Annotated in this window: 10 protein-coding genes; 5 read left to right on the top strand and 5 right to left on the bottom strand. The window is 61.8% G+C overall.

Features of this window, described 5'->3' with window-relative positions; translation table 11 throughout:
- Positions 1-7 precede the first annotated feature (7 nt).
- Both KI235_RS02560 and KI235_RS02555 read right to left on the bottom strand, forming a co-directional pair.
- The gene (locus KI235_RS02560) at positions 8-739 is read right to left on the bottom strand and encodes a DUF4123 domain-containing protein (RefSeq protein WP_069971211.1); all 732 of its coding nucleotides are present in this window, start codon (positions 737-739) and stop codon (positions 8-10) included.
- Positions 736-2,793 carry a type VI secretion system tip protein VgrG gene (locus KI235_RS02555; RefSeq protein ID WP_013692111.1) on the bottom strand — a complete coding sequence of 686 codons (2,058 nt, stop codon included), beginning with the start codon at positions 2,791-2,793 and terminating at the stop codon, positions 736-738. The genes KI235_RS02560 and KI235_RS02555 overlap by 4 nt, the downstream gene beginning before the upstream one ends.
- A 268-nt stretch (positions 2,794-3,061) precedes the next feature.
- Here KI235_RS02555 and KI235_RS02550 point away from each other — a divergent pair, with 268 nt between their 5' ends.
- Complete coding sequence (locus KI235_RS02550; RefSeq protein WP_003197080.1) at positions 3,062-3,556, top strand: DUF2165 domain-containing protein; 495 nt, start codon at positions 3,062-3,064, stop codon at positions 3,554-3,556.
- Positions 3,557-3,644: 88 nt separating this feature from the next.
- On the opposite strand, the gene putP is transcribed toward KI235_RS02550, so the two are convergent.
- Entirely contained in the window at positions 3,645-5,129 is a 1,485-nt protein-coding gene (gene putP, locus KI235_RS02545) for a sodium/proline symporter PutP (RefSeq protein WP_013692110.1), read from the bottom strand.
- Between the two features lie 463 nt (positions 5,130-5,592).
- On the opposite strand from putP, the gene putA reads away from it, so the two are divergent.
- Together putA and KI235_RS02535 are read left to right on the top strand one after the other, a co-directional pair.
- Positions 5,593-9,546 carry a trifunctional transcriptional regulator/proline dehydrogenase/L-glutamate gamma-semialdehyde dehydrogenase gene (gene putA, locus KI235_RS02540; protein WP_003197076.1) on the top strand — a complete coding sequence of 1,318 codons (3,954 nt, stop codon included), beginning with the start codon at positions 5,593-5,595 and terminating at the stop codon, positions 9,544-9,546.
- Between the two features lie 289 nt (positions 9,547-9,835).
- Entirely contained in the window at positions 9,836-11,638 is a 1,803-nt protein-coding gene (locus KI235_RS02535) for an acyl-CoA dehydrogenase (protein ID WP_027911928.1), read from the top strand.
- Between the two features lie 205 nt (positions 11,639-11,843).
- On the opposite strand, the gene KI235_RS02530 is transcribed toward KI235_RS02535, so the two are convergent.
- Entirely contained in the window at positions 11,844-12,146 is a 303-nt protein-coding gene (locus KI235_RS02530) for a cell division protein ZapA (RefSeq protein ID WP_003197073.1), read from the bottom strand.
- Complete coding sequence (locus KI235_RS02525; protein WP_003197071.1) at positions 12,143-12,373, bottom strand: hypothetical protein; 231 nt, start codon at positions 12,371-12,373, stop codon at positions 12,143-12,145. Before KI235_RS02525 ends, KI235_RS02530 begins: the two co-directional genes overlap by 4 nt.
- 258 nt (positions 12,374-12,631) lie before the next feature.
- On the opposite strand from KI235_RS02525, the gene KI235_RS02520 reads away from it, so the two are divergent.
- Together KI235_RS02520 and KI235_RS02515 are read left to right on the top strand one after the other, a co-directional pair.
- On the top strand, positions 12,632-14,257 hold the full coding sequence (locus tag KI235_RS02520) for a methyl-accepting chemotaxis protein (protein ID WP_043042926.1): 1,626 nt from the start codon (positions 12,632-12,634) through the stop codon (positions 14,255-14,257).
- A 157-nt stretch (positions 14,258-14,414) separates the two neighbouring features.
- Positions 14,415-16,157, top strand: coding sequence for a potassium/proton antiporter (locus KI235_RS02515; protein WP_013692106.1), 1,743 nt, complete (start codon positions 14,415-14,417; stop codon positions 16,155-16,157).
- Positions 16,158-16,177: the final 20 nt, after the last annotated feature.

Here is a 16,177-nt window from a genome sequence, read left to right as displayed (position 1 = left end):
GCCACCATCAGCCCAGCTCTCGCAGCAAATACGCCTGCAATGGCACCATTTTCGCCTCAACCGCCGCCGATCGCTCAAGAAAGTGGGCAACTTTGCAGTGCAGGACGCTGCCGTCGACCCGCTCGAACACATGCGGATGCTCTTCACCCAGCCAAGTGAGCACGTTGTCCAGCAGACAGTCCGTCGGGCCCTCGGCCATTGCGTCCAACAGCGCGACGGGCACTTGCCACCAGGGAAAAGCCTGGGCCTGCCGCTGGGCATTTCCCACGACCTCAAGGGATTGCCCGTTGATCAGGCAGCGCTTGATGACCGGCAAGAGTTGCCCGGCCTCCACCGCCGTCGATTGCAGGATAGGCCGCATGAAGCGCCCATCCCAAAAACGCAGGAAGACCGGCTTGCCATCGGGCAACAGCACCTGTGTGAGCCCTCGCAAGTGTTCCGCAAGGGTTTCCTGGCTCACACACGAAACCGCCAGCCAGCCCCAATCGAGGGCGTCGGTGGCGGCGATCCAATCAAGCAACTCACTGTCTGCGCTGACCAGCCCTACATAGGGCATGACCGCTTCCCACTCGGCGTACGGTGTATCGGCCCAGATCGGGCTGGCTGTCGAGTTCATCGAGCGCCTCCAGGCCGACAACGCCCCGGCGCTACTGGCATTGCTGAAAATGGCGAAAAGCTGCTCGGAGGCCTGCAAGGGGTGGTCCTCAAGCCAGGCGCGAGGAGATTGAGCGCTGTTCATGCACGCCCCCGGAGATCGACAGGTTTGCGAAAGGCCACCGGCGCTGCGCAGGCGCCGCTTCTGCAACGCTCACACTCCTCGCAGAACGGCGCCGAACCTTGGAAACTGAGAATCTGCGCAAGGGAAAGCGCAGGTGCCGTCGCAGCGACCAGCTTCTCGGCGCCGCCTGGAGAGCCGGACGCCGCGCTCATGACCGCCATCGGCGCCCCACCGACCTCGATGGGTACACTGCTGGAAATCCCGCCAGCGCCGATGTTGATCCAATGGCCGCCGGCCTGAAGGGTCACGCTCGCGCCCCCGTCCAAGACCACTTGCTGGCCGGCGCTGACATGAAACTGCTGGCTGGCACTCAGGACCTGGCTGGTGACACGAATATGCCGCTCGCCGCTCACCAGCAAATGATCGTCCTGCCGCACTTCTGCCCGGCGTTGACCGTGGGTAAGGCGCTGCTCATCGGCCTTGAGCTCGTGCCGTGCCGTACCGGTGACAACGATGCTGCGCTCGTGATCGACCTGCACCCGCTGGTCATGCAGCACATGTTGGGTCCAGTTGCGCTGGGCCCGCAGGTAGATCTCCTCGGCGCCCTTGCGATCCTCGATGCGCAATTCGTTGTAGCCTCCCCCGCCCGGGCTGCTCTGGCTGCGCAACACGCTGCGGGTCTTGTCCGCCGGCAGGTCCAGCGGCACCGGGTTGGCGCCGTTGGGCAGGCACCCGACGACCAACGGCTTGTCCACGTCGCCATCGATGAACCCCACCAGGACTTCCATCCCGACCCGGGGGATCATCACTGCGCCATAGCGATCGTGAGCCCAACCGGAGGCCACGCGCAGCCAGCAACTGGAATGCTCGTCGCATTGACCGTCGCGATCCCAGACCAGTTGCACCTTGACCCGTCCGAATTCATCGCAATGGATCTCGCTGTCCACCGGCCCGGTCACCACCGCCGACTGATAACCATGGGCACGGGGCTTTTCGTGATGCAGGGGTGGCCGAAAGAACACGTCCCATGGCGTGGCGAGAAAGGTGTTTTTGTAGCCCTGGAATTCATCCGGGCCGGCGCCGGCCGTTTCTTCCAGCACCTGCGGTTGGCGGCCATGATGGTCGATCTGCGTCAGGAGCCAGAGATCATTCCACGGTTCCCGCGGATGTTCCTTGATCCGCATGAAGTGTCCGCTGACGAAGGCGCTTTCATCGCTGCCGCCTTCTGCCACGCAGTGGTCGGCGCCGTGGCGCTCAAGGGCGCGTCGGGTCAGATGCTTGCCGTCGTCACGGGCGCAGAAACCGCCGGGATAGTGATAGTCCTCGAGCACAGGGCGCTGTCGATTGTCGAGGTGGGTTTGCAGTAACAAACCGGGCCTGCGGAAGTCGTAATCGCGCAACGTCACGGCAGTGGTACGGGTCTGGAGCCGCACCGCCAGGCGCTTGATGGCCGGCTCGTCGACGGCCATGCCGCTGTCCGGCAGGTATAGCGTCGACTCAGGCAGGCGCGGAAACACCGTCTGGTCGTCACCGAACACCAGCAGATGACCGTCAGGGCGATGCCTGAAGTGATAATGGATGCCGACTTCGGCGCAGATCCGCTCGATGAAGGCCAGGTCGCTTTCGCCATACTGCACGCAATACTCGCGCTCGGGGTATTGCCCGCCAAGCGTGAACTGGCAGGCATCCGCCAGGATCCCGTGCTCCTTCAACACCTGGGCGACGATATCGGGCACGCTCAGGTGCTGGAAAATCCGCTGGTTGATGCGATGGCGCAAGTAGGCCAGGCGAGGCACCAGGCTGATCTGATAACGGGTCAGGCGTTTGCCCGAATCCCCCTGGGCCACGCTATAGACCTGACCGTGTACGCCACTGCCCCAATCATCGAACCCCAGAAATGCCTGGCGATGCAGGAGCTCTTCCAGCGCCAGGTCAGACCGCTCGCTGATCAGTTCCAGATCAAAGCGATAGGGCTGGCTGATGGCTTCCTTACCCTTGAACTCGAGCACCTTGAGTTCATTCGGCCCGCTGTCGAGCGTCAGCGTGAAACGCGGTTGGTTGGCAGGCGGGAACATCCGATGTGCCTCTGCGAAATGGAAGCGGGCGATTCTGCACGAGCGATAGGGGGAGTGGATTGGAGGTCAGGAAAAACAGATTTGCCTTACAGCCGATGAGCCAAAAGCGGCAAGATGCGATGCATTTTCCGATAGACATTCGTGGCATCGTAGCCAACCGCAACCGTCCCACGAATGAATCAGCCGTTTCTTGCAACACGACGGATCTCGGCGCCGTGACAGCCGTGATAACGTGCGCTGGTCGCAAAAAAAGCAAAGGACGCACGAGATGACGACACGTTACGCAAAGATCGCAATGGCCCTGGCGCTCGCCGCATTCGCCTTCCTGACCGTGTTCAATAACATCACGGACTACAGCTCCAACTTCAATTTCGTCCATCACGTACTGAGTATGGATACCACCTTTCCCGACAATGCCGCCCGGTATCGGGCTATCGATCAACCGTGGATGTGGCACGGGGCCTATTGGCTGATTATTCTCGGCGAAGCGATGACGGCAGGGTTGCTGGGCTACGGCGCACTGGAGCTGTGGCTGGCACGCCAGGCCGAGGCCGCGGTTTTCGCCCGCGCCAAGCGCTGGGCCGTTGCCGGTCTGACGGTGGGCTTCTTCGTCTGGTTCTTTGGTTTCATGGTCGTCGGTGGCGAGTGGTTCCTGATGTGGCAATCAGAAATCTGGAATGGCCAGGACGCTGCATTCAGGTTCTATATGGCGATCCTGGGCGTGTTGATCTTTCTCAACCAGCCTGACGCCAACCCGGACTGAGCCCATGAAAAAAACGGCCCGCCTCCATTGGAGACGGGCCGTTTTTATGCAAGTCGCCCTGCGAGCCATCAAGGCCTCGCCGAAGGCCTTACTGGTTCAGGCGAAAATCTTTTTCCGCCGCGTCGAAGCGCTGCAGCATACCCGCGGTAGGCGAGCCCATCTTGCTGACAATGTAGATGGCCAGGCTGGCGAAGATGAAGCCCGGGATGATTTCGTACAGCCCCAGCAAGGCGAAATGCTTCCAGACAATCACGGTGATTGCACCCACCAGGATGCCGGCGAGCGCGCCATTGCGGGTCATGTTCTTCCAGATCACGGAGATCAGGACAACCGGGCCGAAGGCGGCACCGAAACCGGCCCAGGCGTAGCTCACCAGGCCCAGTACACGGTTTTCCGGGTTGGCGGCCAGGGCGATGGCGATCAACGCCACCAACAGCACCATGGCGCGGCCGACCCAGACGAGTTCCAACTGGGAAGCGCCCTTGCGCAGGAAAGTCTTGTAGAAGTCTTCGGTCAGGGCGCTGGAGCACACCAGCAACTGGCAGCTCAGGGTACTCATGACCGCCGCCAGGATCGCCGACAGCAACACACCGGCAACCCATGGGTTGAACAGGATCTTCGCCAGCTCGATGAACACGCGTTCAGGGTTTTCGGTCACCGGACCGGCCACGTCTGGGTGTGCCGAGAAGTAAGCGATACCGAAGAAGCCGACAGCCACGGTGCCGCCCAGGCAGAGGATCATCCAGGTCATGGAAATGCGCCGGGCATTGGCGATCGACTTGACCGAATCCGCCGCCATGAAGCGCGCCAGGATGTGCGGTTGGCCGAAGTAACCCAGGCCCCAGCCCATCAGCGAGATCACGCCGATGAAGGTGGTGTTTTTCAGCATATCGAACGAAGTAGGATCTTTTGCTTCAATGGCCAGGAACGTGGTGTCCACACCACCGGTAGCCAGCAGCACAATGATCGGCGTGAGGATCAACGCAAAGATCATCAGGGTGGCTTGTACGGTGTCGGTCCAGCTCACGGCCAGGAAACCACCGACGAAGGTGTAGGCGATGGTCGCTGCAGCACCGGCCCACAGCGCGGTCTCATAGGACATGCCGAAGGTGCTTTCGAACAGACGGGCGCCGGCCACGATGCCGGAAGCACAGTAGATGGTGAAGAACACCAGGATCACCACCGCAGAGATGATCCGCAGCACGCCGCTCTTGTCTTCGAAACGGCTGGAGAAGTAGTCCGGCAGCGTCAGTGCGTCACCGTTGTGCTCGGTCTGTACCCGCAGGCGACCAGCCACGAACAACCAGTTCAGGTAGGCACCGGCGATCAGGCCGATGGCGATCCAGCTTTCCGACAGGCCGGACATGTAGATTGCACCGGGCAAACCCATCAACAACCAGCCGCTCATGTCGGAAGCACCGGCAGACAGTGCCGTCACGACGCTGCCCAGGCTACGACCGCCCAGGATGTAATCGGAAAGGTTGTTGGTGGAGCGGTAAGCCATCAGACCGATCAGGACCATGGCTGCGATGTAGATCACGAAAGTGATCAAGGTGGGATTACTTACACTCATGAGTTACGCCCTGGCTTTGTTTTTATGTAGCGGTGGCAGTTTAAAGCGTCGACAACACAGACGTTGTAGCGACGATTTGCAGTCCCGCGAATTTATGACTGATGTTTCCCCAGGAAAGCCATCAGCCGATGCCCCTCGGTTTTTTAACCGGTTGCACCTTGGCCGCGAATGCTATTCAACAAATCAAATAAGGTGCAACCAGTTTCGCTCGAATAAGTTGCACCTGATCGGTTTTATCGCAAAATCTGTGTTTTTTGCTCCCTTTTAGTGCAGTTCCCAGCGCTCAGCTAGAAGCCAAAGCACTAAGCCGGTGCAGGATTTACGGGGCAACATTCGCTTCCGGATGAGCTGCCTGTCATTTCGAGAAAAAAAGGGTTGCACCCGGTTGCACCTCAATCATCCCGCAGCTAATCTTGCCGCCAGCTGATGCCACGCGATACGTGGTAAACATGAGGATAAAAATATGGCTACCACCACCCTTGGGGTCAAACTCGATGACCCGACCCGCGAACGCCTCAAGGCGGCCGCAACCTCGATTGATCGCACGCCGCACTGGCTGATCAAGCAGGCAATTTTCAATTACCTGGAAAAACTCGAGGGTGGTGCAACCCTGACCGAGCTGAACGGTTCACCTCGCACCGACAGCGATGATGCCGGCGATGTACAGGTCGACCATGCTCACCAGTGCTTCCTCGAATTTGCCGAGAGCATCCTGCCGCAATCGGTCCTGCGCGCCTCCATCACGGCCGCCTACCGTCGCCCGGAACCCGAAGTGGTGCCGATGCTGATCGAGCAGGCCCGCCTGCCGGCGCAAATGGCCGAAGCCACCAATAAGCTGGCTGCTTCGATTGCGGAAAAACTGCGTAATCAGAAAAGTGCCGGCGGCCGTGCCGGTATCGTTCAGGGTTTGCTGCAGGAATTTTCCCTGTCGTCCCAGGAAGGTGTAGCACTGATGTGCCTGGCTGAGGCACTGCTGCGCATCCCGGACAAAGGCACCCGTGACGCGCTGATCCGCGACAAGATCAGCACCGGCAACTGGCAGCCACACTTGGGCAACAGCCCGTCGCTGTTCGTCAACGCCGCCACTTGGGGCCTGCTGCTGACCGGCAAACTGGTCGCCACCCATAACGAAGCGGGCCTGACCTCCTCCCTGAGCCGTATCATCGGCAAGAGCGGCGAGCCGATGATCCGCAAGGGCGTCGACATGGCCATGCGTCTGATGGGCGAGCAGTTCGTCACCGGCGAAACCATCGCCGAGGCCCTGGCCAACGCGAGCAAGTTCGAAGCCAAAGGCTTCCGCTACTCCTACGACATGCTGGGTGAAGCCGCACTCACCGAACATGATGCGCAGAAGTACCTGGCCTCGTACGAACAAGCCATCCATTCGATCGGCAAAGCGTCCCATGGTCGCGGGATTTATGAAGGCCCGGGCATTTCCATCAAGCTGTCCGCCCTGCACCCACGTTACAGCCGTGCCCAGTACGAGCGCGTCATGGACGAGCTGTACCCGCGCCTGCTGTCGCTGACCCTGCTGGCCAAGCAATACGACATCGGCCTGAACATCGACGCCGAAGAAGCCGACCGCCTTGAGCTGTCGCTGGATCTGCTGGAGCGTCTGTGCTTCGAGCCGCAACTGACCGGCTGGAACGGCATCGGTTTCGTGATCCAGGCCTACCAGAAGCGTTGCCCATACGTGATCGACTACGTCATCGACCTGGCCCGCCGTAGCCGCCACCGGTTGATGATTCGCCTGGTAAAAGGCGCGTACTGGGACAGCGAGATCAAGCGCGCCCAGGTCGAAGGCCTGGAAGGCTATCCGGTCTATACCCGCAAGGTGTACACCGACGTGTCCTACATCGCTTGCGCCCGCAAGTTGCTGTCGGTGCCGGAAGTCATCTACCCGCAGTTCGCCACGCACAACGCCCATACCCTGGCAGCCATCTACCACATCGCCGGTCAGAACTATTATCCGGGCCAGTACGAATTCCAGTGCCTGCACGGCATGGGTGAACCACTGTACGAACAGGTTGTAGGCAAGGTTTCCGAAGGCAAGCTGAACCGTCCGTGCCGTGTGTACGCTCCGGTCGGCACTCACGAAACACTGCTGGCGTACCTGGTACGTCGCCTGCTGGAAAACGGCGCGAACACTTCGTTCGTCAACCGTATCGCCGACCAGTCCATCTCGATTCAGGAGCTGGTGGCCGATCCAGTGGCCAGCATCGAGCAAATGGCGACGCTGGAAGGCGGTTTCGGCCTGCCGCACCCGCGCATCCCACTGCCGCGCGACCTGTATGGCAGCGACCGCGCCAACTCCAGCGGCATCGACCTGGCCAACGAACATCGCTTGGCGTCGCTGTCCTGCGCCCTGCTTGCCACTGCCCATAACGATTGGAAAGCCGTGCCGATGCTCGGCTGTGCCGCCAGCGAAGAAACCCCGGCCCCCGTACTGAACCCGTCCGATCACCGCGACGTGGTTGGCCATGTGCAGGAAGCCACGGTCGCCGACGTCGACAACGCCATCCAGTGCGCCCTCAACGCCGCACCGATCTGGCAAGCCACGCCGCCAGCCGAGCGCGCCGCGATCCTCGAACGTGCCGCTGACCTGATGGAAGGCGAGATCCAGCCGCTGATGGGCCTGCTGGCCCGCGAAGCTGGCAAGACCTTCGCCAACGCCATTGCCGAAGTGCGTGAAGCCGTGGATTTCCTGCGCTACTACGCGGTGCAGGCGCGCAACGATTTCACCAACGATGCCCACCGCCCACTGGGTCCGGTGGTCTGCATCAGCCCGTGGAACTTCCCGCTGGCGATTTTCAGCGGCCAGGTCGCCGCTGCCCTGGCCGCCGGCAACCCGGTCTTGGCCAAGCCCGCCGAGCAGACGCCATTGGTGGCTGCCCAGGCTGTGCGCCTGATGCTCGAAGCCGGCATTCCGGAAGGCGTGCTGCAACTGCTGCCGGGTCGCGGCGAAACCGTCGGCGCCCGCCTGGTGGGTGACGAGCGAGTCAAAGGCGTAATGTTCACCGGCTCCACCGAAGTCGCTCGCCTGCTGCAACGCAACATCGCCGGTCGCCTGGACAACCAGGGCCGTCCGATCCCGCTGATCGCCGAAACCGGCGGCCAGAACGCCATGATCGTCGACTCCTCGGCGCTGACCGAACAAGTGGTCATCGACGTGGTGTCGTCAGCCTTCGACAGTGCCGGCCAGCGTTGCTCGGCCCTGCGGGTCCTGTGCCTGCAGGAAGATTCCGCCGACCGCGTCATCGAAATGCTCAAGGGCGCCATGGCCGAATCGCGCCTCGGCAACCCTGAGCGTCTGTCCGTGGACATCGGCCCAGTGATCGACGCCGAAGCCAAGGCCGGCATCGAGAAACACATCCAGGCCATGCGCGACAAAGGTCGCACCGTGTACCAGATGGCAATCGCCGACAGCGACGAGTGCAAGCGCGGCACCTTTGTCATGCCAACCCTGATCGAGCTGGAAAGCTTCGACGAGCTGCAGCGCGAAATCTTCGGCCCGGTGTTGCACGTGGTGCGCTACAAGCGCAAGGAACTGGATCAGTTGATCAACCAGATCAACGCTTCCGGCTACGGCCTGACCCTGGGCGTGCACACGCGCATCGACGAGACCATCGCCAAGGTCATCGACAATGTGCATGCGGGCAACGTCTACGTGAACCGCAACATTGTCGGTGCTGTGGTCGGCGTGCAGCCGTTTGGCGGCGAAGGCCTGTCGGGCACCGGTCCCAAGGCCGGTGGTCCGCTGTACCTGTACCGCCTGCTGTCGACACGTCCTACCGATGCGATCCAGCAATCCTTCGTCCGTGGCGACGCCCTGACAGCGCCAGACCTGCGTTTACGCGACGCCATGAGCAAACCGCTGACCGCACTGCAAGCCTGGGCCGACAGCCAGAAGCTCGCCGAGCTGAGCGCCCTGTGCGTGCAGTTCGCGGCCCAGTCGCAGAGCGGTATTACCCGGACCCTGACCGGCCCGACTGGCGAGCGCAACAGCTACGCCATCCTGCCGCGCGAGCACGTGTTGTGCCTGGCCGACGTGGAAGGCGACCTGCTGACACAACTGGCGGCCGTACTGGCCGTGGGCGGCTCGGCCGTGTGGCCGGAAACCGACACCAGCAAGGCTTTGTTCGCACGCTTGCCGAAGGAGATTCAGGCACGCATCCAACGGGTTGCCGACTGGAACAAAGACGAGGTGCTGTTCGACGCGGTCCTGCACCACGGCGATTCGGATCAACTGCGCAGCGTCTGCCAGCAGGTTGCCAAGCGCGCCGGCGCCATCGTCGGGGTCCATGGCCTGTCCCAGGGCGAAACCAGCGTGGCGCTGGAGCGCCTGGTGATCGAGCGAGCGTTGAGCGTCAACACCGCCGCCGCGGGTGGTAATGCCAGCCTGATGACTATCGGCTAAACCGCTGTAAACCAGGCACCTGCAATGGGTGCCTGGTAGTAGGAAATCCCTGTGGGAGGAAATCCCTGTGGGAGCGAGCTTTGTGGGAGCAAGGCTTGCTCGCGATCCAGGCGCTGCGGCCCTCAAGAGACCGCGGCGTTTTCATCGCGGGCAAGCCTTGCTCCCACAAAGCCCACTCCCACATTGGGATTAGTGTCGCCCGCACCTCTGCATCACTGTCATCAATCATCCTGTTCAGCCTCCATTCCCACGCCTAGACTCGGCCCACCCCAAAAAAAGGTAAGCCGCCATGTCCGAGACGCTGCTCAGTTCCCGCAATCTGGCTTTCGAGCTGTATGAAGTCCTCGATGCCGAGGGCCTGACTCAGCGCGAGCGGTTTGCCGAGCACAATCGCGAAACCTTCGACGCCGCCATCGGTACGGCCCGCAGCATCGCCGAGAAATTTTTCGCGCCGCACAACCGCAAGAACGATGAAAACGAACCGCGCTACGAGAACGGCGAGGCGATTCTGATTCCCGAGGTAAAACCGGCGGTGGATGCCTTCCTCGAGGCGGGTTTTCTCAACGCAGCACGCAGCTTCGAGGCGGGCGGCATGCAACTGCCGACGTTGCTGTCCCAGGCCTGCTTCGCGCATTTCCAATCGGCCAACGCCGCCTCGACCTCTTATCCGTTCCTGACCATGGGCGCGGCGAACCTGATCGAAAGCTTCGGCAGCGAGGAGCAGAAGCAACGCTTCCTGCAACCGATGATCGACGGCCGTTTCTTCGGCACCATGGCCCTGACCGAGCCCCATGCAGGCTCTTCGCTGTCGGATATTCGTACGCGCGCGGAGCCTGCATCCGACGGCACCTATCGACTCAAGGGCAACAAGATCTTCATTTCCGGCGGCGATCATCCGTTGTCGGAAAACATCGTGCACATGGTCCTGGCGAAACTGCCGGACGCGCCGCCGGGCGTGAAGGGCATTTCGCTGTTTATCGTGCCCAAATTCCTGGTCAACGACGACGGCAGCCTCGGCCCGCGTAACGACGTGCTGCTGGCCGGGCTGTTCCACAAGATGGGCTGGCGTGGCACCACCTCCACCGCGTTGAACTTCGGCGACAACGGCGAATGTGTCGGTTACCTCGTAGGCAAACCGCACCACGGCCTGAGCTACATGTTCCAGATGATGAACGAGGCGCGGATCGGCGTCGGCATGGGTGCGGTGATGCTGGGTTACGCCGGCTACCTGTATTCCCTGGAATACGCCCGCGAACGCCCGCAGGGCCGGGTGCCCGACAGCAAGGACCCGACCACCGCCCCCGTGGCGATCATCCAGCACGCCGACGTGCGCCGCATGCTGCTGACCCAGAAGGCCTACGTTGAAGGCTCGTTTGACCTGGGCCTGTACGCCGCGCGCTTGTTCGACGACACCACCACCCTGGAAAGCGAAGCCGAGCGTCGGCGCGCCCATGAGCTGCTGGATTTGCTGACCCCGATCGTCAAATCCTGGCCCTCGGAGTTCTGCCTGAAGGCCAACGAGCTGGCGATCCAGATTCTGGGGGGCCACGGCTACACCCGCGAATACCCGGTGGAGCAGTATTACCGCGACAACCGCCTGAACCCGATCCATGAAGGCACCCACGGCATCCAGTCCCTGGACCTGCTGGGGCGCAAACTGGCGCAGAACGGCGGTGCCGGGCTCAAGCAATTGATCCGCCTGGTGGCCAACACCACTGAACGCGCCCAGGCGCACGCATCACTGACACCGTTGCGCCAGCCGCTGGAAGCGCTGGTGGCGCGCCTGCAAACGGTCACCCTGGGCCTGCTGACGGACCTGGCCCAGGGCAAGGTCAACAGCAGCCTCGCCAACTCGGCGCTGTACCTGAAGGTATTTGGGCACATGGTGATCGGCTGGCGCTGGCTGGAACAGGCGATTCGTGCCGAGGAAGGCCTGGCCAAGGGGGATACCGCAGACAGCGACTTCTATAAAGGCAAGCTGCAAGCGGCGCGCTACTTCCTGACCTGGGAAGTGCCGGGTTGTCATCATGAGCTGGCGATTCTTGAGGCGCGGGATGATACGTGCCTGGGGATGCGGGATGAGTGGTTCTGAGCCGGATCATGCAGCGGGGCTGAATCCCATCGCGAGCAGGCTCGCTCCCACAGGGGGTTCCAAGTGAACACGACATCTGCGTTCACCACCATCCACTGTGGGAGCGGGCTTGCTCGCGAAGGCGGTGGATCAGGCAAATCAATTGCAACTGACATACCGCCTTCGCGAGCAAGCTCGCTCCCACAGTCAACCCTAACTGGCGGTTTCAGGCCTGCTGGATCGTCTTGGCAATCACATCGACCGTGGCGCTGACTTGCTCTTGGTAACGGTCGAGTTCCGCTTGATGTTGTTTCTGCATTTCCATCTGCTGCGAACACAAGTTCATGGCCGCCAATACCAACAGGCGATCACCGATCAGCGTCGGGTATTTCCTTTTCGTGTCGGCCAGTGCGGCCTTGAGCATCGAAGCGGCGTCCAGCAGGGCCTGTTCCTGCCCGGCCGGCGCCTTGATTGAATAGTCCTCTCCCAGGATCGAGATGACTGTCACCCCATCGGCGCCGTGCTTCATGCGCTGACAGGCCCGGCGCTGGCGCGCTCGATCAGGGCCTGGATGCGGGCGGCGGTGGTGCCGTGCAGTTCTTCCTGTTCCATCAGGCTCAGTTGCAGGCTTTCGTTTTCATCCTTGACCTTGGCAAGCTCCGCGCCCAGGGTTTCGTTCAGGCCGGTGAGGTGACGGTTCTGTTGCACCAGGTCATTGACCAGTTGCTCCAACTGGCTGAGGGATGTTTCCAACATATTGATTTCCAGGCATTTTCAAGGGGCGCGTACGATAAAGAAAAGTCACTGCCAATACCACGCTTTACGGGGTAGCAGGGCTTTGCGGCGAGTTTTAGAGACTGCAAATGGGGAATCTGGTTCCGACCCTTCGTCGCACCGCAGCCTTTGCTCTGTGACAAAAGCACGCATGTCACTCAAGACTTTAGTCGTATGACCGATAAGTCAGGTAACAGCAGTCACAGCCCCGCACGGACGCGGCTACTTCCGGTACTTTCCATGTCCCTACGTAATATGAACATCGCGCCGCGGGCGTTTCTGGGGTTTGCCCTGATCGGCGCCCTGATGCTGGCCCTCGGGGTGTTTGCCCTGACCCAGATGAGCACCATTCGCGCATCCGGCGAAAGCATCACCCAGAACAGCGTGCCTAGCATCAAGGCACTGAACGAGTTCACCCAACTCACCCTGCGGCTGCGCGTGCTGTCCTATCGCTTGCTGACCAATCGCGAGCCGGACACCCAGCAGAAAACCTTCGATCTGCTCGATCAACGCAACCAGCAGATCCGCGCTGCCCAGCTCACGTACGAGAAACTCATCAGCGCCCCGGACGAACGGGCCGCCTACGATCAATATGTGCAACTGCTGGGGCAATACCGTCAGCTCGAAGAGCGGATGAAAACCCTGTCGCGCAACAATCAGACCGATGAACTGCGGGCCCTGCTCAACACCGAACTGCTGAGCAACTCCGAAGCCATCAACGCGGCTCTCAACCGTCTGCTGGATATCAATAACCAACAAGCCGAGGCCTTCAATCAGGGTGCGGCACAGCAATATTCAACGGCCTTCAACTGGGTCGTCGCGCTGCTGGTCATCGCCACCGGCCTGACCCTGTTGTTCGCCTGGCTGCTGACCAACAGCATCACCAAGCCGATTGCCAACGCGCTGGATGCCGCCGAGGAAATCGCCAAGGGCAACCTGACCCGCCCGATTGTCGTCGATGGCAGCGACGAAGCCGGTCGCCTGCTGCGGGCGATGTCGACCATGCAGGAAAAACTGCGCGACACTTTGCAGCGGATCTCAGGGTCGGCCACACAGCTTGCGTCGGCGGCCGAAGAGCTCAACGCCGTCACCGACGAAAGTGCTCGTGGCCTGACCCAGCAGAACAACGAAATCGAGCAGGCCGCCACCGCGGTCAACGAAATGACCAGCGCCGTGGAAGAAGTCGCGCGCAATGCGGTGAGCACCTCCGAAGCCTCGAAAAACGCCACCACCTCCGCAGGCGATGGTCGCGACCTGGTACAGGAAACCGTCAGCGCCATCGAACGCATGAGCGCCGATGTGCAAAGCACTGCCGCCTTGATCGGCAACCTGGCCGATGAGTCCCGTGACATCGGCAAGGTGCTGGACGTGATCCGCGGCCTGGCCGACCAGACCAACCTGTTGGCGCTGAACGCCGCCATCGAAGCCGCCCGTGCCGGTGAGGCTGGTCGTGGTTTTGCCGTGGTCGCCGACGAAGTCCGCGCCCTGGCCCACCGCACCCAACAGTCGACCAGCGAGATCGAGCGCATGATCGGCAGCATCCAGAGCGGCACCGAACACGCTGTGGATTCGATGCGCAACAGCACCGAACGCGCGGAGTCGACGCTGAACATCGCCCGCGGTGCCGGCATGTCCCTGGACACGATCAACACCGCCATCGTCGAGATCAACGAACGCAACCTGGTGATCGCCAGTGCCGCCGAAGAACAGGCCCAGGTGGCCCGTGAAGTGGACCGCAACCTGGTGAACATCCGCGACCTGTCGGTGCAATCGGCCACCGGCGCCAACCAGACCAGCGCCGCCAGTGCCGAACTGTCGCGCCTGGCCGTGGATCTGAACAGCATGGTTGGGCGGTTCAGCCTTTAACCCCTGATGATCGGTCCCACGCTCCGCGTGGGACCGATCAGCTCCCCTCCCTCCCAACCTTTTTTGACAGCATCACATTTCAACAGGTTAGAATCGCTGGCACGCAGACTGCATGGTCAGCCTGTGCCCGCCCTTCAGTTTTCCCGGAGTAACGCCTTTGACTGCGACGACCATCAACAGCCTGTTCTTGATCGGCGCGTTGCTGGTAGGTGCGAGCATTCTGGTGAGTTCTCTTTCGTCTCGCCTGGGCATCCCGATCCTGGTGATCATCCTGGCCGTGGGCATGGTGGCCGGTGTCGACGGCGCCGGTATTCTTTTCGATAACTACGCCACGGCCTACCTGGTCGGCAACCTCGCATTGGCCGTCATCCTGTTGGACGGTGGCTTGCGCACGCGGGTGTCGAGCTTTCGCGTCGCACTGTGGCCGGCGTTGTCGCTGGCCACCGTCGGTGTATTGATCACCACCGGGCTGACCGGCCTGGCGGCGGCGTGGCTGTTCAACCTGAACCTGATCCAGGGGCTGCTGATCGGCGCCATCGTCGGTTCCACCGATGCCGCGGCGGTGTTCTCGCTGCTGGGCGGCAAGGGCCTGAACGAACGGGTCAGCGCCACCCTCGAGATCGAGTCCGGCAGCAACGACCCCATGGCGGTGTTCCTGACCGTTACCCTGATCGGTATGCTCGCCAGCGGCGAAACCGGCCTGCATTGGAGCCTGCTGGGGCATCTGGTGCGCGAGTTTGGCATCGGCGCGGTGCTTGGCCTGGGCGGCGGCTGGCTGATGCTGCAACTGGTCAATCGCATCAACCTGGCCAACGGCCTGTACCCGATCCTGGTCATCAGCGGCGGCCTGGCGGTATTCGCCTTGACCAACGCCCTGCACGGCAGCGGCTTCCTGGCGGTGTATCTGTGCGGCCTGGTGATCGGCAACCGCCCGGTGCGCAGTCGCCACGGCATCCTGCATATGCTCGATGGCATGGCCTGGCTGGCACAGATCGGCATGTTCCTGGTGCTGGGGTTGCTGGTCACCCCCCACGACCTGCTGCCCATCGCCCTGCCCGCCCTGGGCCTGGCATTGTGGATGATTCTGTTTGCACGTCCGCTGTCGGTCGTGGTCGGCCTGCTGCCATTCAAGGCGTTCCACGGTCGCGAAAAAGCTTTTATCTCCTGGGTCGGCCTGCGCGGCGCGGTGCCGATCATCCTGGCGGTGTTCCCGTTGATGGCTGGCCTGCCCCACGCCCAGCTCTATTTCAACCTGGCGTTCTTTATCGTGCTGGTCTCGCTGTTGGTGCAGGGCACCAGCCTGCCGTGGGTCGCCAAGTTGCTGCACGTGACCGTCCCGCCCGAGCCGCTGCCGATTTCCCGGGCGGCGCTGGAAGTCCATGTCACCAGCGAGTGGGAGTTGTTCATCTATCGCCTGGGCGCGGAAAAATGGTGCATCGGCTCGCCCCTGCGGGACCTGAAAATGCCGAACGGCACGCGCATCGCCGCCCTGTTTCGTGGCCAGCAATTGCTCCATCCGTCGGGTAGTACCGTGCTGGAAGTCGGTGATTTACTGTGTGTTATCGGCCATGAACACGACTTGCCGGCCCTGGGAAAACTGTTCAGCCAGGCGCCGCAACGGGGCCTGGATCTGCGTTTCTTCGGCGACTTCGTACTCGAAGGAGACGCCCAGCTGGCCGCGGTTGCGGCGCTGTACGGACTGAAGCTGGACGGCATCGATCCCGACATGTCCCTGGGCCGCTTCATTGCCCAGAAAGTCGGCGGTGCGCCGGTAGTCGGCGACCAGGTGGATTGGAACAACACCCTATGGACCGTCGCGGTCATGGACGGGAACAAGATCGCCAAAGTGGGCGTCAGATTCCCCGAAGGAAGTCGCCCGGGTCCCGGCTTGTTCCTCTAAACTGCTCCCACTCTCACTTG

The sequence above is a fragment of the Pseudomonas sp. St386 genome, from assembly GCF_018325865.1.
Classification (GTDB): domain Bacteria; phylum Pseudomonadota; class Gammaproteobacteria; order Pseudomonadales; family Pseudomonadaceae; genus Aquipseudomonas; species Aquipseudomonas brassicacearum.
This window is presented reverse-complemented; position numbering and strand designations above follow the sequence as displayed.